The sequence below is a fragment of the Clostridium sp. 19966 genome (assembly GCF_032335695.1).
Taxonomy (GTDB): Bacteria; Bacillota; Clostridia; order Clostridiales; family Clostridiaceae; genus JACTOJ01.
The window spans coordinates 1-22,153 of sequence record NZ_JACTOJ010000040.1; the positions used below are offsets into that span (position 1 = coordinate 1).

Genomic DNA, 22,153 nt, shown 5'->3' on the forward strand with positions numbered 1-22,153 from the left:
AATTATAATTACAAGTGTAATTTATATATTATTAAAGGTGACGATATGCATGAAATATTTATAACAATGATTTTTATATATATTATTTTTGAAATTTCCTTAGGTATATCTTACTGCTTGAAATTTCCTAAAAGGCTTATACAGTACAAATTAACTAATTTGATGAAAACATATGATGTGTCCGAAGATTACTTAGTTATTCACGGCAAAAACAATCTATTAATGGGATGTATTTTGTTGTTTATATTATTAATGTATATTTTTACAAAAAAAGATTTGGATCCTATAAGTGCTTTCACTTTAATATTAGTTTTTTATTTCATCCAAAAAAGAGAAAAATCTTGTCTTAAAGAAAAACAATAAGAACAAGATAAAATATTGAATAAACCTATTTAAAAGCTACATATTGCCCTTCATATTCCGCTAACAGCTTTTCCCTGTCACTGCAGGTTACTTTAAGCTTTATTCTTCCTTTTCCATGCCTATTATATGCCTCAAAAAAATCATTTCTATCTTTTTTATTTGATAATATGCATTCAGCAATAAAATCTTCTCTAATCGGAGCCAAATAATTTATACTGCTGCTTTTGATTACAACATGCGCTTTGTCATCTACATCACTAATATTTATATAAGTCATTGCCCATCCGCACAGAGTCATGAGGCTACTAATGCTGCCTCCGAAAGCAGTAAGATGATGATTTATATTGGGCTTTAATTTTGCTGAAATACTTACTTTTTCAGGAGTAAGTTCCACCACATCAATTCCCATAGCTTTCGTTATTGGTATTTTTTCATATAAAAAATTTTTAAATTCTTCCTTGTTCATTTTAATCCTCACATTCTATATCAATAATATAATCATTCCTACTTTTCATCTTCAAACATTTCATCATACATCATGTTTCTTCCTTTACATTAAATTAATATATTCTATAAAATTTTATAGTTTAAATATAAAATTTGCAATATTTTTTATTCAGCTCTCTATCCTAGTCTCCTATTTAACACCATATCAATTACTTTTTCATATTATAAATTGAAAAAACTTTATGGAGGAACACAATGAAAAAATTATTAAAATTTTTCTCTTTATTTGCTTCAGTACTGATATTTTCTTCTGCTCTATACGGATGCAGTAAAAAAGAAAATACTGGACTTACTAAGGTTAAACTCAATGAAGTTACCCGCTCCGTATTTTATGCTCCCATGTATGCAGCCATTAATCAAGGCTTTTTCAAGGAAGAAGGTTTAGATATAAATTTATCTGTGGGCAATGGGTCAGATAAAACCATGCAAGAAGTCCTTAGCGGCAGTGCTGATATAGGTTTTGGCGGACCAGAGCAGGTAATTTATATTTATAATCAGAAAAGAGCTGATTACCCTGTAGTATTTTCATTACTTACTCAAAGAGATGGGTCCTTTTTAGTGGGAAGAAACAAAATAGACAATTTTAATTGGTCTGACTTAAAAGGAAAAACTGTGGTTGGAGGAAGACCTGGTGGAGTTCCTGAAATGGCTTTTGAATATGTTTTAAAAGCTAATGGAATAAATCCTAAAAAAGATCTTAATATAATAACAAATATAGCTTTTGCAGCAGTACCTGGCGCATTAACGCGATACATAAAACTGCGATAATTAATAAAAGCTTCCATATAAAAATTATTAGCAGAAATATTCATAAAGAAAAAATATCTTAGCCTTACAAACAGCATTTACTTAAAAAATCTGAAAGCAAAAATAGCTGTAGTTTCATTTGCTACAGCTATTTTTACTATTGTATCCCACTTGTGCTTAAGAATATGGTTTTTACCTTAAGAATCCTGTTGAATATGAGTTATTCTTGCATATTGATTGGAAATCCAACCTGTTACTCCTGTTGGAGAAGAAATAACATAATACCATCCAGATACACTATCATCTAAAGAAATATATACTGTGCTTCCTGAGTATAATAACCCTAGAACTGCACTGCTTGTACTTGGGCTAGTTCTAACTCTCACTCCATCACCTGTTATCGTAGCAGTAGCTATAGTATGTACTTGGCTACTTTTTACGACGTTTGTTGTACCTAGTTCTGTTGTTTTACTTACAGGAGCTGCACTTACTGGAATTGCTAAAAAACTGCTTATCATTAGTCCACTTACCAATAAAGTTAATTTTTTTCTCATATTTTATACCTCTTTCTCATAATTATTTTAGACTGCTTAAGCTTGTCTTTGTTTTATTGTATAAGGTATTATTTAACAAATTATAAACATTTTGTCGTAATGATGTAAATATTCTTATTTACATCATTTTTGTTATTTTTTCTTCTATTTAATATTTAATTGAATATTATTTTTTAAGAGCTAATTTTATATGAGGTGATAAACAATTGATAATTGAAAATAGAAAAAAATTTTTTGGAACTTTGTTATTTTACATACTTCTCACAACCGTTATTTTTATTATAATTCTAGGACCAGTAATAATTAGTGTAACTCACTATACTTTTAGCCAATCAAGCCTAGACAATTTTTCAAATTTCCTATCAAATGTTTTTAACAGCAATTCCTTACAAGGCTTTAGCACAATATTTATAAGTATTTTTTTAGAAGCCTTACCTTTTATATTGTTAGGAAGTTTTATTTCATCACTAATACAATTATTTATTTCTGAAGAAACTTTAAAAAAAATTATTCCTAATAATATGGTTTTAGCCCTTATTTCTGCTTCTCTTATAGGATTAATTTTCCCTTTATGTGATTGCGCTATTGTTCCTGTTGTAAGAAGACTAATAAAAAAAGGCATGCCTTTATATATAGCTATAACTATGATGTTATCAATACCTATAATTAATCCAATAGTGCTATTTTCAACTTACTACGCTTTCTCAAATAATATATCTGTAGTTTTTGTCAGAGGTTTTCTTGGCGCTATAGCTGCCATATTCATAGGTTTAATAATAAATTTTCTTGAAAAAGACCATTTAGTTGTAAAGGAAAAAGAAAATCATCCTTGCCATTGCCATCATCAGCATTCTCATAGTGAGCACTCTCACGAAAATGAAAATATACTCTTGGTTATGTTGGATCTTTTTCAGCATACAGCTGATGAATTGAATGAGGTAGGCAGATTTCTTGTTTTAGGTGCATTTTTATCCTCACTTATGCAAACTTTTATTCCAAGGCAATACATGATATCTATAGGATTCAATAACATTTTCTCTATCCTAGCAATGATTTTATTGGCATTCTTACTAGCGGTATGCTCTGAAACTGATGCCTTTATAGCAAGAACCTTCCTTGGTCAGTTTACCTCAGGATCAATAATTGCATTTTTAATTTTGGGTCCTATGATAGATATAAAAAACACTATGATGCTATGGAGTTCATTTAAAGGTAAATTTGTATTTAAACTTATATCCTTAATTTTCATTGTTTGTTTTGCTTTAGGTATTTTCATAAATTCTATACAATTTTTATGGAGGATCCAATGATTAATAAAAAAAGTATTATACTTTTAGTTTTATTCTATTATATTTATTCACTATTAGTTTCTGGAAAGATTTTCTATTTTATTCATCCGAGAATGCTGATTTATATTCGAATATGTCTAGTCTTTTTAGTAGTTTTGATTATTGTGCAAATTATAGAACTATTTATGAAAAATAGTGAAAGACATGAATGTTCCTTTATTATACTATTTCCTGTAATATTAGCAGTTCTTATAAATCCCCAAGGTCTTAGCGGCCAGGTAGCAGCCAATAAGGGAACCATTTTATCTCAAAAAGTTAGTTTAAAGGATAGCGCTATTAATCCTTCTGATTTATTTGTAAATGATAGTAACTTCACTTCAGTTACTGATGATATAATTTATAGCGATCCTAATAAATACAAAGGGAAAAAATTAACTATAACTGGATTTGTATACAAAAGCAATGATATGGGAAAAAATGAATTTTTGATTGCTAGATTAATGATGGTTTGCTGCGCTGCAGATGCTGAGGTTACAGGCATATTATCGAGTTTTGATAAGTCCTACACATTAAAAAGTGATGAATGGATTACAATTTCAGGAACCATAGATACGACAACTAAAAAATCTGGCACAGGTGCCAGTGAAGTTATTCCAATTGTTATAGTTAAATCTATAGTCCCAGCTCAAAAGCCTAAAAATCCTTATATATATCCAGAATAGAGTAAGTATATTTAGGTATTCCTAAATTAAAATTCATCATCCTATGAAAATAATTAACCGCAATTATGTACTGGATTTTTAGATACAATTTCAATCGCTCTAGTAATTTCATTTATTACATCTACACTAAACTGTAGCTGTAATTTTTTTATTTTAGAATACATCGCTCCTTTTTCAGTAGCAATATATAGAGGTTTTAAGTTATTTAGAGCTAAAGCTTTTATATCATCGATACATTTTTCACATTTGCATATATTTTCATATTTACTTATAATTGCTGGTAAAGCCTCCGCAACAACCTGTTCCATATAGTTTCTAACCATTTTTCTTCTCCCATAATAAATAAACTTATATTTCTTAAAATTATCCATTGCAAATATTTTGTAATATTTCAAGTATAATTATATCATAACATTTAATGAAATTATTCTAAATTTTCTATTATAATATTAACTTTTCATATAGCTTGAACCAATCTAAGCCGTAATTGCCAAGTCCCAAATCAACAGTATCAATATATTTAAATCCACATTTTTCATATAACCTTATAGCAGGCATATTTCCTTCATATACATCTAAACGTATAGCTTTAGCATTTGTCTTAATACCCTGTTCAACCGAGAAATCCATTAATGCTTTCCCAATACCGCATTTTAAAAAACTTGGATGTACAACAAATGTATATATAACTAAAATATCTGAATAATCTGACTCTATTCTCCATTTAGCTTTGTAATAGGATGGCTCTGGCAGGTGACTTAAAATAAAGGAACCAACGATTTTTTCATTGTGTTTTGCCACATAAAGATTGGAGTTTTCTATTCCATCAGCTGCATTTTTCCTAATAGGATATATACCTTTTTTCCATCCTGGATAGTTTACTCCTTTTTCTAAGTAATCATTTAACTCATTATAAAGTTGTTCCAATTCATTAATATCCTTTGCTTGTCCTAATTCAATAGTAATATTCATATGTGTATCCTTTCAATTCAATCAGAAAAATATATATTTTAAGATTATAAATCAAACTAAATATAATTATATCATACTATTATAATCATAAAACTTATCTATTATTTGAATTTCTAACAAATATTTTTATTCATAATTTTAAATTAAAAGTTTTTCAATTTCTATTCTTTAGCTGTTGCACTAATTATTGCTTAATTTTTCTTTTGCTTTTTCTATGGCAGCAATTTTCAATTCTTTAGGACACATATCAAGCCAAACCGAAAACATTAACTTACCCAAATACTTGTAAAACTCATCCCAACTTTCAGGTTCTATTACATTAACCTGCAACTGCTTTTTCAACTATACTCCCCCATGAAAAATACTAATATTATAATATGCCAATTGTAATTTGAGGTTAATGTATTGGTATGGTAAATCCACAGAAGTTGCTCTTGGGGTATTGATATTTATAAAAATTTGAACTATTTTACCTCAATTATCATATTATCAATAATTGTCATATTTTTTTAGGTAAAAAATTTATTTTACTTTCAATTCATATAATTTATTGAATATTTAATAATTTTTGTAATATTGTAATTAAAACATTTTACCTTATTCTTTTATAAGATTATTATATTTATATAAAATCACTATTTATAAATAGTAACAAATAAAGGGAGGTATCATTATGGTAAAAAATCTAAAAAAAGGCTTATTATTTGGACTTGTATTAGCTACTACTGTACTTTCTACCAACACACTGTCAGGAATTTCTTCCATTGAAAAATCTCTATCTAGCACTTCTTGGAGTGCTCATCCGCTTCTACACATAAAAAGAGCGTCATCTTCAGGACCCGTTGGCTATGTTCCTTCTCAAATCAGAAAAGCTTACGGACTAGACAAAATCTCTGCCACAGGTTCAGGCGAAACTATAGCCATTGTTGACGCTTATGGAAGCCCAACAATACAAAATGATTTAAATGCTTTTTCTACTCAATTTGGACTACCTCAAACCACTATCAGTATTGCATATCCTTCTGGAAAGCCATCAACTACTGATGGAGGCTGGGCTCTAGAAACAGCTATGGATGTAGAATGGGCTCATGCAATAGCACCAAATGCTAAAATACTTTTGGTAGTTGCAAAAACTGCTAGCACAGCAAACCTTGTTTCAGCCATAGACTATGCTAGTAATAATGGGGCAATTGCAGTATCAAACAGCTGGGGAGGCAGCGAATTTTCTGGAGAAGCTTCCTACGACTCTCATTTCCAGCATACTGGAGTTACTTATTTAGCATCCTCTGGTGATGATGGATCAGGTTCCGAATGGCCAGCTGCATCTCCATATGTATTATCCGTTGGCGGTACTACATTAAATATCGATTCAACTGGAACATATCAAAGCGAAACTGGATGGAGCGGATCAGGTGGAGCTACTAGCTCTTATGAATCTAGACCAAGCTATCAAAACAATTGGACAAGCATTGTGAGCTCTCATAGAGGAGATCCAGATATTTCTTGGGACGCAGATCCTAACACAGGTGTAGCTGTTTATGATACAACTAGCTACAGCGGGCAATCTGGTTGGTTCCAAGTAGGTGGTACAAGCCTTAGTGCTCCAAGCTGGGCAGGTGTTGTTGCTTTAGTCGATCAGACTAAGGGAAGTGCTTTAGGAAGCTTTGATTTCTTAACCAAAATCTATAGCTTGTCAGGAGCTACCGGAAGCACTGGTTATACTACAAATTTCCATGACATAACCTCTGGAAGCAATGGAGGCTACAGCGCAAAGAGCGGATATGATTTAGTAACAGGAATAGGTTCACCAAAGGTTGATGCTTTCATAACCAACGCATCTAAATAAAACATTTTTATAGAAAGGAACTTCATTTATATATGAGGTTCCTTTCTATTTGCTATGAAGTATGAAGTAAGAACTAATAAGTAAAAGTTAAGAGGTATGGTTAAAATTTGCCTGCAGCGAATTTCTACTTAAACTCTTCACCATTCACTCATACTTCTTACTTATTTATAAATTCCAATTTGTTGAAATTCCGTTTTAGATTAATAGCTTATCCATTAAAAAAATACATATTTCCAATACAAATAAAGTACTTATATATTGTACTAAAGTTGTTTTATACTTACGGCTATAATCATTTTTTTATAGGTAAATCTTATATTTAGACCATGCTTTAAACAGGAGGTTATAATGATTGCAGCTATTTATTCCCGCAAATCTAAATTTACAGGCAAAGGTGAATCAATAGAAAATCAAATACAGATGTGCCAGGACTATGGTACTAAAATTGGCATAAAAGACTTTCTTATCTATGAGGATGAAGGCTACTCAGGCGGTAATATGAAGCGTCCTAAATTCAAGGAAATGATGAAGGATGCTAAGGATAATAAATTTCAAGTTATCATTTGCTACAGATTGGATAGAATAAGCAGAAATGTTTCTGACTTCTCTAACACCATAGATATACTTTCTAAATACAACATAGAATTTGTTTCTATCAAAGAGCAATTTGATACAAGTACTCCTATGGGAAGGGCTATGATGTATATATCCTCTGTTTTTGCTCAGCTGGAGCGTGAAACTATTGCTGAACGTATAAGAGACAATATGTTTGAGCTTGCTAAATCAGGGCGATGGCTTGGAGGTACTCCACCTTTTGGCTTTAAAAGCGAACCTGTAGTCTATGTGGATGAAAACTTAAAAGAGAAAAAGTTATTTAGACTTTCTCCTATAAAAAAAGAGCTTGAATTAGTTACCTTCATATATGATTTATATTTTAAATTTGGCAGTCTTTCCAAGGTTCATAAGCAATTGCGACAAGATGGTATGAGAACCCGAAATAATAATGAATGGAATATTAAAGCACTTCAGCTGCTTCTTCGAAATCCTGTTTATGTTAAAAGCAGCGATAAAGTAATTAGCTATTTAAAAAATAGAGGTGTTACGGTTTTTGGAGAAGCTAATGGCTACGGCATATTGACTTATAACAAAAAAGATTCTAAAGATAATTATAAAGAAATTAATGAATGGATTTATGCCGTAAGCAAACATGAAGGCATTGTAAATAGTGATTTTTGGCTTAAGGTACAATATAAGCTGGATGAAAATAAATCTAAAGCTCCAAGGCTCATAAGTGACTCCAGCGGTCTTTTAAATGGAATTTTAAAATGTATGCACTGTGACGGCCCTATGTACCAAAAAACCGGTCATATGCAAATTGATGGCAGTACTGCCAAATATTACATATGCAGTAATAAGCTAAAATACGGCAGTACTAAATGCAGATGTAAGAACATAAGATCAGATATCATTGAAGCTGCAGTTATAAATAAACTCTTCGAAATAACTTCTAAGAAAAGTCAATTAAATCCTGAAATAGATGAATACAAAGCTACCTCTTCAAAAATTGATAATTCAAAAGAAATAACAATTATAACGGAAAACATAGCTTTAAAAGAAAAGCAAATAGATAACTTAGTGCAGCAGTTATCTCTAGATACATCAATTGTAAAATATATTATTCCTAAAATTGAAGAACTGAATAAAGAACTGGAAGCTCTAAAAAACAAAAAGGCTCAGTTTTTCAATGTTGATACCAATAATGTAGAAAATTTAGACGCCATTGATATGCTGTCTTCTATGCTGATAAATTTTAAAAACTTATATGAAAATTCAGATTATAATAGAAAAAAATACCTTATCAGATCCTTAGTAAGTTCCATATATTATGATAGCGTAAATTACATGTTAGCCATTACTCTATTTACAGACATTAAATAACTCGCTTTTTTATGTATCGTGCATTTAAAGGCGGTACTGGCGATTTTGCTACAATTTTCGAACCTACTGCCAGCACCTTTGCTCAAAGCAAAACTGGTTATATAGAAGCTTCAGTAGGTACCTCTGCTGGCGTAATACCTTATACTGGTTACTTTGCTACCAAATCTTATATAAGTAAACACAAAGATATAATCCAAAAGTTCACTAATGCGATATATAAAGGACAGCTATGGGTTCAGAAGCACACTGACAGTGAAGTTGCTAATTCTATAAAAAGCTTTTTCCCAGGAACTGATGTAAATGTAATAGCCTCTACTGTGAAAAACTATAGAGGAATTCAAGCTTTTGCTACGGAGCCAACCGTAAGTGAGGAAAGCTTAAATAGACTTATGGATATAATTCAAAGTTACGATCCAAGCTTACTAAAAGAACGTCCACCTTTTAATGATATCATAAACAATAGTTTTGGAGAAAATGCGATTAAAAATATTAAATAATAATTCTAGTTCGAAACAAAGCCAATGAAAAAAGCTTGTTGTTATACAAACAAATTTCTGATAAAATATACGAGAGTACTTTGCCGAGTGCTTAACATTATATAATGGCTATGTTTCAAAAGAATGTTGATAAAGGCTTTGCTTGATCTGAAACTCTAAGGATTGCTTTATTATAATTTGCTACCAATTTTAATGCGCCGTCCATGGCGCTAAAATTGCTTTGCCCGTCCTGGGCAAAATTACGCCAATTATAAGTCGCACTTCCTAAGAGTTTCTAGAACTCCAAAGATAATATCAACATTTTAAAACATAGCCCAGCGAACTGAAGGAATGTTATAAATCAGTGTAAAAAACACATCGATTTATAACAGAACCTAGAGATAAAATGAATCCTTTCGCGGGGATTCATTATTTTTTTATTGAAAGCAGGTTAATATGAAAATATCATTTGACAAACTTGAAAAAAGTCATATAAAAGAAAATAAAACCGACGGCTTTTATGCTATAGATGCCAGCATAAATATAAAAGGGAAAATCTTTTGCTTTACTGGAGCCTCCAGCCGAATGACTAGAGGTAATATTTCAAGAGCGTTAACCTTGCAGGGAGGAATTTTCACAAATACAGTTAATAGAAATGTAGATTATTTGGTGGTTGGGGATAAGGGAAATTCTAACTGGGCATTTTCTAGCTACGGTCTTAAAATTCAAAGGGCTATAACTTTGCAAGAATCAAAATGTAAAATACTTATAATACATGAAGAGGATTTTTGGAAAGCCTTGAATAATTCAAAATCCATAACATTTACAATAGATACTTCAATAAAAAATGATTAAGCTAGATTTAAAAACCTAGCTTAAGTAAATTATCCAATTACTATTCCTCATCATAAGCTTCAACAGCTATTGGAAGGGCTTGTATTACTATATTCCCCACCGCTGGAAGTCCAACCAATACAGCACTTATTATTTCATCCCTGGTGGCACCTAGCTGCTTTGCATGTTTAACATGAAAATTGAGCCCGCTGAACAATCTGTTGGCACACATTACCGATATATATGCAATCTCCTCAGTTTTTGGATCAAGTTTGCTTGCTGCATCTAGCTTTTGCACAGCTTCCATCCATGCTTTTTGATGCTCTGGAGCTTCTTTAAAAAATGTTCTAAAGGCATCGCTTACTTTTGACATATCACTCATTTTTATTCCTCCAATATTAAAAATTAGTATTAATGAAGTCTTCAAGCCATTTATATTCTGTTTCAACAAATAGCAATGGTCTCTCAAATAAAGCTTTAATATATGGTCTTTCTTTTGCCGTAGGATGAATACCGTATCTGTATTCTAGAAGTTTTTTTCTTTTAATTAAATTTTCTTTATGCTCTAAGAGAGCTTTCAAAAATTCTTCCTTTGCCAAAAGGTAAGAAAAAGCTATACCAACATCAAAGCTACTGCTGTCATTTTTAGATTCGGCTATTAATTTTATAACCTCTTCTTTTACTACAGCTTTTGAACTTTCATTTGAAAAATATACTTTTCGCTTCGGTGAACCATATTTTTTTTCCATCCTAGAACTTATGTATTCAGCTTTTTCTAGCCTGTTAAGAGAATTATATATTGATGAAAATCCTATACTTGCCCACATTCGCATATTTCTCTTATCAATTACCTCTTCCATTTCATAACCATAATAGTCTTTATCCTGCAAAAGACATAATAAAATTATTTCTATAATTGTCATAATTAAATTTCCTTCCATACTATTCTAATATAAGAATAGCATATTACAAATTATTGTCAATGCATTTTTATTACATAATAACAAACTTTCACTAACAATCATATACTGAATTATAAAACACTGGGAGATGATTAAATGAGTAAGCTAGAACTTAAAAAAATATATATGAATTATCATACCCATGTAGGTGAAACCCCTGCCTTAAATAACGTTAATTTAAATGTAGAAGCTGGTGAATTTGTAAGTTTAGTAGGGCCTTCTGGCTGCGGTAAATCTACAATATTAAATATACTAGCCGGGCTTATTAAGCCACTTCAGGGAGAGGTTTTATTTAATGATAAATTGATAAATAAAGATTTTTACAAGCTTGATTATATAGGATATATGTTTCAGCAAGATCAACTTTTTGAATGGCTTGATGTTTGGAGAAACATAACTTTGGGTCCAAGGATACAGCATAAAGTCACCAGCGACATATTTGCCTATTTAGAAAAACTACTTAAGGAGTACAATTTGTGGGATTTTAGGCACCATAAACCCTCTCAGCTTTCCGGCGGCATGAGGCAAAAGGTGGCCTTAATAAGAACCTTAGCTTTAAATCCTCAGGTTTTGCTTTTGGATGAACCCTTCTCTGCTTTAGACTATGTAAACCGTCTAAATATAGGAAACGAAATATATGCAATAATAAAAAATGAAAAAAAGACAGTGCTTATGGTTACTCACGATATTGCTGAAGCTGTTTCCGTAAGTGACAGGGTGTTAGTTCTTTCTAAAAGACCATCTTACGTAAAACGAGAAGTATGCATAAATTTTTCTCCTGAATATCCCACTCCTATACTTAGAAGAAGGTCTCCCGACTTTTCTGGGTACTTTAATAGCATTTGGAAGGAGATGGAGATAAATGACTGAATATAGTAAAGAGCACTTGAATTATTTAAAAAAGATAAAGAAAGAAAAAAATAAAATAACCTTTACTAGAATATTTATTTTAATCCTATTTTTTGCCCTCTGGGAGCTCCTAGGCGATTTGAATATAGTGGATCCATTTTTAACCAGCACTCCTTCTAGGATGGTTAAAAGTCTCATAACTCTGTATGGTGAAGGAACTTTATTTAGGCATATATTCGTAACTTGCTATGAAACCATAATGGGTTTTCTCTTAGGTACTCTGCTAGGTGGTCTGATTGCAATTTTATTATGGTGGTCTGAGTTCGCTTCTAAGGTAGCCGAGCCTTATTTAATAGTATTAAATGCCCTTCCTAAGGTTGCACTTGGTCCTATAATAATATTTTGGGTAGGCAATGGGTTGGAAGCCATAATAATCATTACACTGTTAATATCTATAGTAGTTACTATAATAAGTATATTATCAGGTTTCAACGAAGTTAGTAAGGATAAAATAAAACTTTTGAAAACCTTTGGCGCAAACAAGCTTCAAATATTAACAAAGCTAATCATACCTGCCTCTATACCTTCCTTGATATCCGCACTTAAAATAAATGTAGGGCTTTCCTGGGTAGGGGTAATAATGGGGGAATTCCTTGTAGCTAAAGAAGGTCTTGGCTTCCTAATAGTATATGGAGGACAAATAGCACAACTTGATATGGTAATGGTAAGCATACTTATATTGTCAATACTTGCCTATATAATGTATGCTTTAGTGGCAAGACTTGAAAAAACATTAAAAAGGAAATATTGATTTAAGCCCCTCTTAATGATAATATATGTGCTGAGGATAAAAATAGGGGGTACAATCAAGCATGCTTAAAATAACCAAAATACTATATGCTATACTAGGAATATTCTTATGGTTAACTGTATATATTAATAATCATTCCATAGGAATTACAATGTTGTTCTTATTCGCTGCTTTTCTATTATACCAAAGAAGATCATTTTACTATTCTGTAAGGGCGGCTAAGCTTTACTCCATAGGCCTTGTGGATGAGTCTTTAAGACTTTATAGTAAAGCTGCAAAAATCAAATCTTCTGCTCCTAGAGTTAAACATTCTTACGCTTATCTGCTTCTAAAAAATAAGCAGGTAGATGAAGCTATTAAGGTACTTGAAGCTTTACTTAATTCTAATATAACTGAAGCAGATAAAAACAACACTAAATTAACTTATTCATTAGCAAAGTGGAAATCTGGTAAATTAGATGAAGCAGTAGAAATGTTAGAAGGAATATATCCTAATTTTAAAACTACAATTCTTTATGAAAATCTTGGTTATCTATTAATACTTCAAGGTAACTATGAAAGAGCTTTGGCAATTAACCTAGAAGCTTATGACTATAATAGTTCCAGCAACGTAATAAGTGATAATTTGGGAGAGACCTACTATCACTTAGGTGATTATGCTAAATCCGCTGAAATTTACGAAAGTTTAGTGGAAAAGGAACCTAAATTTCCAGAAGCCTACTACCATTATGCTTTAACTCTTATTAAGCAAGATAATAAAGAAAAAGCACTGAAAAATTATAAAAAGGCATTAGAATTTCCTGAATCCTATTTGAGCAATATTACTCATGAGGACATCAAAAATGCTATCAAGGAATTGGAAAATGAGCAGAAATAAACTTGAAGTCATTAAAAATTAGTATATGGACTTTATCCTATGCTAATTTTTAATTTTTTGATAAAAATATATAATAGTATACTAAACTAACATGAGGTGGATTTTTATGAAAACATTAATTAAAGAGTACTCTCTTATGATACTTGGAAGCATTATTGTGTCTTTATATGTAACAGTCTTTCTTATTCCTTTAAAGATAGGTTCAGGCAGTGTTACTGGTATAGCCTTATGCCTTAACAGCATTTTTGGCATAAAAGTAGGCTTGGCTACCTTAATAGTAAGCATACCTTTATTCGTAATTGCCTATAAATTTCTTGGAAGAAGCTTTTTTATTAAAAGTGTTTTTTCCGTAGTGATAACTTCCTTCGCCACAGATTTTATAAATGCTAATATTAAAATTCAAGCCATAAAAGACTTAACTCTAGGCTCTATATTTGGCGGAATTGTGCTTGCTGTAGGACTTACTTTCATATTTATGTCTAACAGTTCCAGCGGAGGCTTTGATATCTTAGCTATAGTTATAAATAAGAAGTTTAAATCAGCCCCGGTATCAAGTATACTCATGATTGGAGATTTAGTAGTATTTGTTTTTGTTGCCTTAGTTTTTGGCATTTATTCTGTTCTGTATGCCCTTCTAATAACCTTTGTAAGGTCCGTAACTATGGATTACATAAATAAGATCTTCTTCTCAAATGTCCAATGCTTTATAGTATGTGACAACACGGATATAATAGTCAAAGAAATTCAAAAAGGACTAGTGAGAGGAGTTACCATATTAGATGCAGTAGGAGGCTATTCTAAAGAGCATAAAGGCATGATATATTTAGTAATAGAAAAAAATCAGCTTTCTGAACTTAGATCTATGATAAAAAGGTTGGATACCAATGCTTTTGTTACAGTTTCTGAGGTTAATAATATAATGGGTAATTACAGACAGTCCATGTACATATAGATGCTTTTAGGCTTTGCTTTATGTGATTCATAAAACAAAGCCTATTTTATTGTTTATTTACTTCAGTCTTTTCTTCTGGTTTTGGCTCTCTTTTGTCATTGATGATTATATTCCAGCTCTTCTTTATTCTATTTACACCCTTTACAGTAAAATCATAAATCTCTTTTAAAAATTCATCCTTAGGGAAGCTTCCTTTTTCCATGTCAAACAGCTTTTTTTCAAGCCTTCCAGTATAATCTGTATCTAGCAGTTCCTTCACAGGAAATTTTTCTACTAGATTTATTCCTACTTCAGTTATGAGAAGAGACTTTCCTTTTGAATATATATAACCTGCAGACTTGAGTTTATTTATGGTCTCAGCTCTTGTAGCTGCAGTTCCTATGGAATATCCATAAAGTACTGTATCGTCCTCTTCTTCCTTATCTCCCCTGTTCTTTCCACAGGTTTCCATAGCCTTTAAAAGAGTTTTTTCAGTATGATGAGCTGGAGGTTTACTTTTCTTAGTAGAAACCTCTAATTTTAATATTTCTACTTCTTCCTCTTCTTCCATATTGGGCAATAGCTCATCTTTTTTCTCTTCATCATATAATTTGAGCCATCCCTTTTCCTTTAATATTTTTCCTTTAGTAATAAACAGTCTATCAAATTTTTCTCCAGCTACCTTAGTTATTACTTCAGTATTTTCATATTCTGCTGGTACCATAAACTGAGATAAGAATCTATTTTTCACTGCATCATATACATCCTGTTCGTCCTTAGAAAGTCCCTTAGGTATTATATAAGTAGGTATAATAGCACTGTGGCTCTCTACTTTAGTATTATTAAAAACCTTCTTGGTGTCGCTAAAAACTATCTCATTTTTGAAAGGAATATCTTTAATAAGTGTCTGAAGTACATTTTTAGCTTTATCTTTAATAGTTTCTTCTAGAGCTGTGCTTTCAGTTCTTGGATAAGTTATATATTTTTTCTCATATAGGCTTTGAGCTACTTTTAAAACTTTATCCGCCGTCCATCCAGTAAATTTGCTGGTTATGTATCCTTGAAGATTGCTTAGATTAAATAAAGCAGGAGGATATTCATTTTTGGTTTCAATCTTTTTTTCCTCTACTACTCCAGTTTTATCCTTAAGCTCCTCTTTAAGTCTCTCTACGCTCTCTTTTTTAGGAAACTTATCTAATTTTCCATGAAAAAATTTTCCCTTATATATTCCTGCTTCACATTTAAATTCTGCGGTAAGTTCATAAGTAGTTTCACTTTTAAAATTCTTTATTTCCATTTCCCTGTCGTATATCATCTTTAGAGTAGGCATGAGTACTCTTCCTATGTTCAACAGAGATCTCTTACCCCTTGCATATTTAAGAGTTGCAGCAGATGTAAAATTAATTCCCATTATCCAATCTGCCAGCTGCCTGCTTACTCCAGCATCTTGAAGTGGTCTCATTTCTTTATTTTCTTTTAATATTTCGAGACCTCTTTTTATTTCTGCAGGAGTCCATTCGTTTATCAAAATTCTATAAATTGGTTTTTTTATACCTAAAAAAGTAAATATTAAAAGAGCTATAAGCTCCCCTTCTCTATCAAAGTCTGTAGCTCCTATTATAGCTTCTACATCTTCTCTATCGGCTAATGCCTTTATTATGCCTAATTGCTTCTTAGCCCCTGCATCCTCTTTACTTCTATTGTTTCCATCATTCTTTATCTTGTATTTAAATTTTTCAGGTATATAAGGGAAGTACTCCAGATTCCACAGGGCATATTTTTCATCATAATCCTTGCAATCGCAAAGGGTTAATAAATGTCCAAATGCCCAGGTAACTATAAAGTTTTCTCCTTCTATATACCCATCCTTTTTTACCTTGCAATTAAGAGCCTCAGCTATATTCCTAGCTACTGAAGGCTTCTCTGCTAATATAAGTCTTTTCATAATTATCACCAAATAATATTATATACTACAGTGAAAAATGCTGCACTAAAAAATTTAATGTTGAAATATTCATATTTTTTCACTTTACTTTAAATCAATGTTGATTTTTACACTAATTTTAAACATTCTTTTAGATGTCAGGCTATGTTTTTATAATGAATTTATGCTTCCATATTGCTTAGGAGATATTCCATATTGTTTTTTAAAGCCTCTATGAAATACTGAATAATCTAAAAATCCACATTGAGAATATATTTCCAAGGGTTTACTTCCTGATTTCAGTAAACTAGCTGCCATCATAAGTCTTTTCTGCGATATGTAAGCGTGAAGAGTGTACCCTGTTTGTTCTTTAAATCTATGCATAAGATAGTATTTATTTACAAAAAATTTTTCAGCTAATTTTTCTACAGAAAGCTCTTGGTTTAAATTATTCCTTATGTAATCAATTATCTTGATTATTCTATCATCACTTTTAACATATTCAGAAGCAGTTTCTTCTTTGCTTCCAATATACATTCTATTTAAATTCACAATAAAAGTCAAAAATGCAGCATTTTTTAGTATACTGCCTCCAAATTCCTTATCTATAATGGACGCCTCCAGCTGCTTTAAGAGCTGCTTTAGCCTTATTTCATTTGAAGTGCTAAGGCTTAGAAGGTTCCTTTTATACTTTGATGAGTTCTGCATGCAGCAGAGAAGATTACAATTATCTTTGCTATGCTCCTGCAAAAATTTTGCATTTATCCATATAACTATTCTTTCATAAGTCTCCTGTGAATTTATCATAGGTTTATGTATATCATTGCTGCCCACAAACAAAACATTCCAAGGCCTTAATTTATAGGCTCTTCCTTCGACTAGATAAGTCACATCACCAGATATAAAAATAATTATTTTATCAAATTCATGGTAATGAAATTCAAATTCCAATTGTTTTTTATCTTTTATATGAAAAATCTCAAAATCATTTTTAAGATATCCCATGCTTATATATTCGTTTCCTTCTTCCATTTGCATTAACCTTTCAGCATCTTTTACAATATTTATAGCATATATTGCATTAAATATTGCATTTATTAATTATATAATATAACTGTAATGATTACTAATCAATATGTTTTTATATAGGAGGATCAAATGCTGCTTTCAAATTTATTAAAAGGAATTGAATACGAGCTTCTTCAGGGAAGCTTATCTGTAAATATAGATAAGATATGCTGGGATTCAAGAGAGCTATTTAAGAACTGCTTATTCATAGCAGTAAAAAATAAAAATGTGGATAGACATAATTATATAGATATGGCCATAAACAGCGGAGCCTTAGCCATTGTTTTAGAGAAGGAGACAAATAATATTCCTCAAAATGTAACAGTAATAAGAGTGAAGAACTCCAGAATTGCCATGGCAATAGCATCCAATAACTTTTATGATTATCCTTCCCATAAGTTTAATCTTATAGGAATAACAGGTACCAATGGGAAAACCTCTACCAGTTACTTTATATCAGATATTTTAAACTACAGCTATAGAAGATGCGGAATAATAGGAACCATAGAAAATAATGCTGCTGGAATGCAGCTAAGGACTTCGAAGCTAAACCCAACCACTCCAGACTCTCTGGAACTCCAAAAATCTTTTAGCGAAATGATAAATTTAGGAATGACAGATGTGGCTATGGAAGTAACTTCTACAGCTCTAGAAATGAATAGAGTCTATGGCTGCAATTTTGATATTGCTGTGTTTACTAATCTTACTATGGAGCATCTTGAAGAACATGGCACTATGGAAAATTATAAGAAAGCTAAGTTAAAGCTTTTTGCTATGTGCAAAAACTTTGTATTAAATGCAGATGATGCTTTTTCTAAAGCCATAATTAAAAAGTATCCTGATTCTTCTGTGCTAACCTATGGTATAGAAAATACCGCAGATCTTAGAGCTATTAATATTCAATACAGTATTGATAGTGTAAGCTTTGATCTTAGCTTTAATGGAATATTTTATCCAGTGGAAATAAATATACCTGGACGTTTTACTGTATATAACGCCTTAGCTGCTGCTGCTTCCTGCTACTTAAGTGGAATAGCTATGGATGAAATAGTTCGAGCTCTTTCAAACCTAAAAGGAGTTCCTGGAAGATTCCAATATGTTAGAAACAATAAAGATATAAATATAATAATAGATTATGCCCATTCTCCAGATGGTTTAAAAAACATCTTACTTTCAGCCAGAGAATTTACAAAGGGTAAACTTTTATTATTATTTGGCTGCGGAGGAGATAGAGATATAAATAAAAGACCTATCATGGGAGGAGTAGCAGGTTCCCTTGCTGACTATTGCATAATAACTTCAGATAATCCAAGAAGTGAAAATCCAGATAAAATAATAAAGGATATTGAAGAAGGACTAAGAAATACTAATTGTGCTTATAAGAAAATTACTGATAGAGAAAAAGCCATAGAAGAAATTATTTCTTTGTCAGCTTCTGGAGATACCATAATAATCGCAGGTAAAGGTCATGAAAATTATCAAATAGTAAAGGATAAAACCTATGAATTTAACGATGCCAAAATAATTAAGGAATATTTAAAAAACAAAGCTATGATTTAAAATAATGCTTTCATTTAATTTTACATTCATACAAAAGATGCTATAATGATAATGCTTTATAAAATTATATGAGGTGTTACGAATGAAGGCTAAAGAAGTATTGGAAATTGCTCTCACTGCAGGGCAAATTCTTTTAAGCAATGGTGCAGAGTCTTATAGAGTAGAAGAAACCATAGAAAGAATCTGCGCCTCTTATAAATTACCCTGTGAATGTCTTTCCACAGCAAAAGGAGTTTTTGTTTCTGTCATAGATGAATCAGAGGAAAAAATAACTTCTTTAAAAAAAATAAGATTCAGGCGTGTGGATTTATACAGAATAGAACTTGTTAACTCTTTTTCTAGAAATCTTGCAGAAAATGCAGTTTCTTTTGAAGAAGCTAAAGATATTTTAAAAAATATAGAGGATGCTCCTTATTTTAGCTTTCCTGTTAGAATTTTCGCGGCTTGTATGACCGCTTTTATTTATGCTCTGTTTTTTAATGGTACGCTTTACGATGCTTTTATTTCTGCTCTAATAAGCATAGGAATATACTATCTCATGGAAAAAACTTCTCACCTAGGTTTTTTTCAATTTTCAGAGTTTTTTTTCTCTGGATTTTTAATAGGTGCTTTAAGTTTATTTTCGCAGAATCTGCTGCATTTTGTGAGTAAAGATAATGTTATTACCGGCACCATCATGATATTAATTCCTGGAGTCGCTTTAACCAATGGCATTAAAGATATAATTTATGGAGATTTTTCTTCAGGCATCGCTAAATTTGGAGAGGCACTTTTAATTATTATAGCTATTGGAGCTGGTATAGCCACTGCATTAGTAATAGGTATGGGGGTTGGAGCATGATTTTTCAAATTATATTAGCCTTTTTCGGGAGCATCTTCCCTGTAATACTATTTAACATTGATAGAAAGAAAATAATTTGGACTGGCTTTTGCGGTGCTCTAGGCTGGGCTTCATACCTGTTAGTATATAGCAGGAATCCTAGTGCCACATTAGCTTCCTTAGCTGGTGCTTTTGCTGTTGGAATATATAGCGAGATTATGGCTAGAAAACTGAGAACTCCAGCAATGGAATTTTCAATTCCTGGAATATTTCCTTTGGTTCCTGGAATAACAGCCTACAGAACTGTTAATTTATTGGTTAACCAAAGCTATTCTCGTGCCTTCTCCTCGGGCTTACAAACTCTAGCTGTAGGCGGTGCCATAGCCTTTGGAATTATGCTTTCAGCAACTTCCTTTAGACTTTTTGTTCCAAGTGCTGCTAAGAAACACAAAAAGAAAGCTATATATTAACATATGTTTCATACTATTTTGATGCTAAGCCATGCATAAATAGAAAGTGATTTGCTATTATTCGAGGTTTTATTCCTTGCTATTTATTCCATTCAGTAAAAAGTGTGAACTGAGGATAATTAATATTCTTGTAGGAGACTATGCGATGAGTTGTAAAATGTGCGAAAAGCAAAAAAGCATTACTGATGACCCATATTTTATTATGGAACTTGAAACAGGATATGTAATTTTAGGATGGTTTCAGAGGTTTAAGGGCTATACCGTTTTCATTTGTAAGGAGCATGGTCCTGAATTACATAACTTAGAACATTCTTTTAAAATTAAGCATCTTGAAGAAATGTCTATAGTCGCAGAGGCTGTTTCTAATATATTTAAGCCTGATAAGATGAATTATGAATTACTTGGAAATGGATGTTCTCATATTCATTGGCACTTATATCCGAGAGTAAAAGGAGATACTCCTATAATTAGTTCAGTATATCAATTGTCAAATGAGGAATTGTTTGATGAATCTACAAGGCCGAATGATGAGCAGAGAAGAGAACTAAAAGCAATGATTAAAAATGAAATTATGCGTCTATGTTCAAAATAAGAGTTAAACAAAGTTATGAAATAGATTTTCAAATGTCGTAGGCAACAGCTTTGCTCTTTGTTGAACAAATGCAGCCGATGTAACTGTGTCAACAGAACATCCCGATTGCCTTAAAGGCTCGTTAGTTAAAGAATTTCCTTCCATTTCATAGCTGGCTGCTCAGATATATTTGCTATTGCTTGATGTTCACTAAATCTCGAATCAGAGTCATATACCAACATATCATATTTTTTTGCAAGGTAGTTTGTCATTGTGGGTTTTCCTCCGCAGTTTGTTCCTGCTATCCAATATACATTTTTTAAGTGGCTACTTAATACATTATCAGAAATATTCATATATATCCTCCTTAAATTAATTTATTTTAAAGGAGGTTTTTTCTTAATTTAATAGTGAAAATCACTGTTGTAGGACACAAACGCATTTCTTATTCACCTCTTTCAATAAGTGTTCTATAATACCCTACAAGGCATTAAGCGAGAATTTTTTATATTTGTCTGCTTGTATTCACATTTATTTACATAGCCTAAAGTGTTCTTCTATTAACCTCATTGTTCACATGACATTTATACTACTAATAAACTCCTCTATACAATATTATCACTTTATTCCATGCATTGGAATAGTGCTTTATTAACAAGCTTCCTCGTTATTTATGTGTTAACAACCTGAAGTTGGCTATTCATGTTTCTATATCAATAAATACAATTTTCTTATTAAGCCTCTGTTAACGCGTCAGCGTTTTATTAGCTTTCTTTTCTTTTAAAAACAAAAAAACATTTAACTTTACGCCAAATGCTCTAACTCTTCAAAAAATTAAAATGGCTCTGCGAAGAGGGCTCGAACCTCCACGGAGCGTCAGCATTTTATCGGTTTTTTTCTCTTATAAAACAAAAAAAACACTTAGCTTCATGCTAAATGTTCTAACTCTCCAAAAAATTAAAATGGCTCCGCGAAGAGGGCTCGAACCTCCAACCCTTCGGTTAACAGCCGAATGCTCCACCATTGAGCTATCGCGGAATACCAACCTGGCAACGTCCTACC

At 31.6% G+C, this 22,153-nt stretch carries 25 protein-coding genes, 1 tRNA gene and 1 pseudogene; 16 read left to right on the plus strand and 11 right to left on the minus strand.

Features of this window, described 5'->3' with window-relative positions:
• Window positions 1–363: hypothetical protein (locus IAI10_RS22820; protein WP_315675628.1), on the plus strand; the 363-nt coding region annotated here is incomplete at its 5' end.
• A gap of 25 nt (window positions 364–388) precedes the next feature.
• Here the strand turns inward: IAI10_RS22820 and IAI10_RS22825 are convergent.
• The gene (locus tag IAI10_RS22825) at window positions 389–829 is read right to left on the minus strand and encodes a YiiD C-terminal domain-containing protein (RefSeq protein WP_315675629.1); all 441 of its coding nucleotides are present in this window, start codon (window positions 827–829) and stop codon (window positions 389–391) included.
• Window positions 830–1,065: 236 nt separating this feature from the next.
• Between IAI10_RS22825 and IAI10_RS22830 the strand changes: the two are divergent.
• Window positions 1,066–1,611 (plus strand): annotated as a pseudogene (locus tag IAI10_RS22830) (ABC transporter substrate-binding protein); the annotation flags it as partial.
• A gap of 203 nt (window positions 1,612–1,814) precedes the next feature.
• Here the strand turns inward: IAI10_RS22830 and IAI10_RS22835 are convergent.
• Complete coding sequence (locus tag IAI10_RS22835) at window positions 1,815–2,171, minus strand: SH3 domain-containing protein (RefSeq protein WP_315675630.1); 357 nt, start codon at window positions 2,169–2,171, stop codon at window positions 1,815–1,817.
• 206 nt (window positions 2,172–2,377) lie between these two features.
• Here IAI10_RS22835 and IAI10_RS22840 point away from each other — a divergent pair, with 206 nt between their 5' ends.
• Entirely contained in the window at window positions 2,378–3,481 is a 1,104-nt protein-coding gene (locus IAI10_RS22840) for a permease (RefSeq protein WP_315675631.1), read from the plus strand.
• The gene (locus tag IAI10_RS22845) at window positions 3,478–4,182 is read left to right on the plus strand and encodes a TIGR03943 family putative permease subunit (protein WP_315675632.1); all 705 of its coding nucleotides are present in this window, start codon (window positions 3,478–3,480) and stop codon (window positions 4,180–4,182) included. The genes IAI10_RS22840 and IAI10_RS22845 overlap by 4 nt, the downstream gene beginning before the upstream one ends.
• A 53-nt stretch (window positions 4,183–4,235) precedes the next feature.
• Here the strand turns inward: IAI10_RS22845 and IAI10_RS22850 are convergent, their stop codons facing one another.
• From IAI10_RS22850 to IAI10_RS22860, 3 genes are all read right to left on the minus strand, one after another.
• On the minus strand, window positions 4,236–4,505 hold the full coding sequence (locus IAI10_RS22850) for a late competence development ComFB family protein (RefSeq protein ID WP_315675633.1): 270 nt from the start codon (window positions 4,503–4,505) through the stop codon (window positions 4,236–4,238).
• A gap of 118 nt (window positions 4,506–4,623) precedes the next feature.
• The gene (locus IAI10_RS22855) at window positions 4,624–5,154 is read right to left on the minus strand and encodes a GNAT family N-acetyltransferase (protein WP_315675634.1); all 531 of its coding nucleotides are present in this window, start codon (window positions 5,152–5,154) and stop codon (window positions 4,624–4,626) included.
• 180 nt (window positions 5,155–5,334) lie between these two features.
• Window positions 5,335–5,496: a hypothetical protein gene (locus tag IAI10_RS22860; RefSeq protein ID WP_315675635.1), complete on the minus strand. Its 162-nt coding sequence runs from the start codon at window positions 5,494–5,496 to the stop codon at window positions 5,335–5,337.
• A gap of 331 nt (window positions 5,497–5,827) precedes the next feature.
• On the opposite strand from IAI10_RS22860, the gene IAI10_RS22865 reads away from it, so the two are divergent.
• The 4 genes from IAI10_RS22865 to IAI10_RS22880 all read left to right on the plus strand — a co-directional run bounded on the left by IAI10_RS22865 (window position 5,828) and on the right by IAI10_RS22880 (window position 10,269).
• Window positions 5,828–7,000: a S53 family peptidase gene (locus IAI10_RS22865; protein ID WP_315675636.1), complete on the plus strand. Its 1,173-nt coding sequence runs from the start codon at window positions 5,828–5,830 to the stop codon at window positions 6,998–7,000.
• A gap of 348 nt (window positions 7,001–7,348) precedes the next feature.
• The gene (locus IAI10_RS22870) at window positions 7,349–8,938 is read left to right on the plus strand and encodes a recombinase family protein (RefSeq protein ID WP_315675637.1); all 1,590 of its coding nucleotides are present in this window, start codon (window positions 7,349–7,351) and stop codon (window positions 8,936–8,938) included.
• Between the two features lie 11 nt (window positions 8,939–8,949).
• Window positions 8,950–9,435 carry a hypothetical protein gene (locus IAI10_RS22875; protein ID WP_315675638.1) on the plus strand — a complete coding sequence of 162 codons (486 nt, stop codon included), beginning with the start codon at window positions 8,950–8,952 and terminating at the stop codon, window positions 9,433–9,435.
• A gap of 435 nt (window positions 9,436–9,870) precedes the next feature.
• Window positions 9,871–10,269, plus strand: coding sequence for a BRCT domain-containing protein (locus tag IAI10_RS22880; protein WP_315675639.1), 399 nt, complete (start codon window positions 9,871–9,873; stop codon window positions 10,267–10,269).
• Between the two features lie 40 nt (window positions 10,270–10,309).
• Here the strand turns inward: IAI10_RS22880 and IAI10_RS22885 are convergent, their stop codons facing one another.
• Window positions 10,310–10,630: a carboxymuconolactone decarboxylase family protein gene (locus IAI10_RS22885; RefSeq protein WP_315675640.1), complete on the minus strand. Its 321-nt coding sequence runs from the start codon at window positions 10,628–10,630 to the stop codon at window positions 10,310–10,312.
• Window positions 10,631–10,646: 16 nt separating this feature from the next.
• Complete coding sequence (locus tag IAI10_RS22890) at window positions 10,647–11,171, minus strand: PadR family transcriptional regulator (RefSeq protein WP_315675641.1); 525 nt, start codon at window positions 11,169–11,171, stop codon at window positions 10,647–10,649.
• Window positions 11,172–11,306: 135 nt separating this feature from the next.
• Here IAI10_RS22890 and IAI10_RS22895 point away from each other — a divergent pair, with 135 nt between their 5' ends.
• The 4 genes from IAI10_RS22895 (at window position 11,307) to IAI10_RS22910 (ending at window position 14,699) form a co-directional block, all read left to right on the plus strand.
• Window positions 11,307–12,080, plus strand: a complete 774-nt coding sequence (locus tag IAI10_RS22895; protein ID WP_315675642.1) for an ABC transporter ATP-binding protein — start codon at window positions 11,307–11,309, stop codon at window positions 12,078–12,080.
• Entirely contained in the window at window positions 12,073–12,870 is a 798-nt protein-coding gene (locus tag IAI10_RS22900) for an ABC transporter permease (RefSeq protein ID WP_315675643.1), read from the plus strand. The genes IAI10_RS22895 and IAI10_RS22900 overlap by 8 nt, the downstream gene beginning before the upstream one ends.
• A gap of 61 nt (window positions 12,871–12,931) precedes the next feature.
• A complete protein-coding gene (locus IAI10_RS22905) occupies window positions 12,932–13,747 on the plus strand; it encodes a tetratricopeptide repeat protein (protein ID WP_315675644.1) in 816 nt (271 codons plus the stop codon).
• 106 nt (window positions 13,748–13,853) lie between these two features.
• Window positions 13,854–14,699 (plus strand): YitT family protein, encoded by an 846-nt coding sequence (locus tag IAI10_RS22910; RefSeq protein ID WP_315675645.1) that lies wholly within the window; start codon window positions 13,854–13,856, stop codon window positions 14,697–14,699.
• Between the two features lie 46 nt (window positions 14,700–14,745).
• On the opposite strand, the gene IAI10_RS22915 is transcribed toward IAI10_RS22910, so the two are convergent.
• Together IAI10_RS22915 and IAI10_RS22920 are read right to left on the minus strand one after the other, a co-directional pair.
• Window positions 14,746–16,623 carry a DNA topoisomerase gene (locus IAI10_RS22915; protein WP_315675646.1) on the minus strand — a complete coding sequence of 626 codons (1,878 nt, stop codon included), beginning with the start codon at window positions 16,621–16,623 and terminating at the stop codon, window positions 14,746–14,748.
• 150 nt (window positions 16,624–16,773) lie between these two features.
• Window positions 16,774–17,634 carry an AraC family transcriptional regulator gene (locus IAI10_RS22920; protein ID WP_315675647.1) on the minus strand — a complete coding sequence of 287 codons (861 nt, stop codon included), beginning with the start codon at window positions 17,632–17,634 and terminating at the stop codon, window positions 16,774–16,776.
• A gap of 126 nt (window positions 17,635–17,760) precedes the next feature.
• Here IAI10_RS22920 and IAI10_RS22925 point away from each other — a divergent pair, with 126 nt between their 5' ends.
• The 4 genes from IAI10_RS22925 to IAI10_RS22940 all read left to right on the plus strand — a co-directional run bounded on the left by IAI10_RS22925 (window position 17,761) and on the right by IAI10_RS22940 (window position 21,112).
• The gene (locus tag IAI10_RS22925; protein ID WP_315675648.1) at window positions 17,761–19,230 is read left to right on the plus strand and encodes a UDP-N-acetylmuramoyl-L-alanyl-D-glutamate--2,6-diaminopimelate ligase; all 1,470 of its coding nucleotides are present in this window, start codon (window positions 17,761–17,763) and stop codon (window positions 19,228–19,230) included.
• 82 nt (window positions 19,231–19,312) lie between these two features.
• On the plus strand, window positions 19,313–20,071 hold the full coding sequence (locus IAI10_RS22930) for a threonine/serine exporter family protein (protein ID WP_315675649.1): 759 nt from the start codon (window positions 19,313–19,315) through the stop codon (window positions 20,069–20,071).
• Window positions 20,068–20,520 (plus strand): threonine/serine exporter family protein, encoded by a 453-nt coding sequence (locus IAI10_RS22935; protein WP_315675650.1) that lies wholly within the window; start codon window positions 20,068–20,070, stop codon window positions 20,518–20,520. The genes IAI10_RS22930 and IAI10_RS22935 overlap by 4 nt, the downstream gene beginning before the upstream one ends.
• Window positions 20,521–20,665: 145 nt before the next feature.
• The gene (locus IAI10_RS22940) at window positions 20,666–21,112 is read left to right on the plus strand and encodes an HIT family protein (RefSeq protein ID WP_315675651.1); all 447 of its coding nucleotides are present in this window, start codon (window positions 20,666–20,668) and stop codon (window positions 21,110–21,112) included.
• A gap of 125 nt (window positions 21,113–21,237) precedes the next feature.
• On the opposite strand, the gene IAI10_RS22945 is transcribed toward IAI10_RS22940, so the two are convergent.
• On the minus strand, window positions 21,238–21,447 hold the full coding sequence (locus tag IAI10_RS22945) for a hypothetical protein (protein ID WP_315675652.1): 210 nt from the start codon (window positions 21,445–21,447) through the stop codon (window positions 21,238–21,240).
• A 607-nt stretch (window positions 21,448–22,054) separates the two neighbouring features.
• Window positions 22,055–22,129: transfer RNA gene (locus tag IAI10_RS22950), tRNA-Asn, on the minus strand.
• Between the last annotated feature and the right edge of the window lie 24 nt (window positions 22,130–22,153).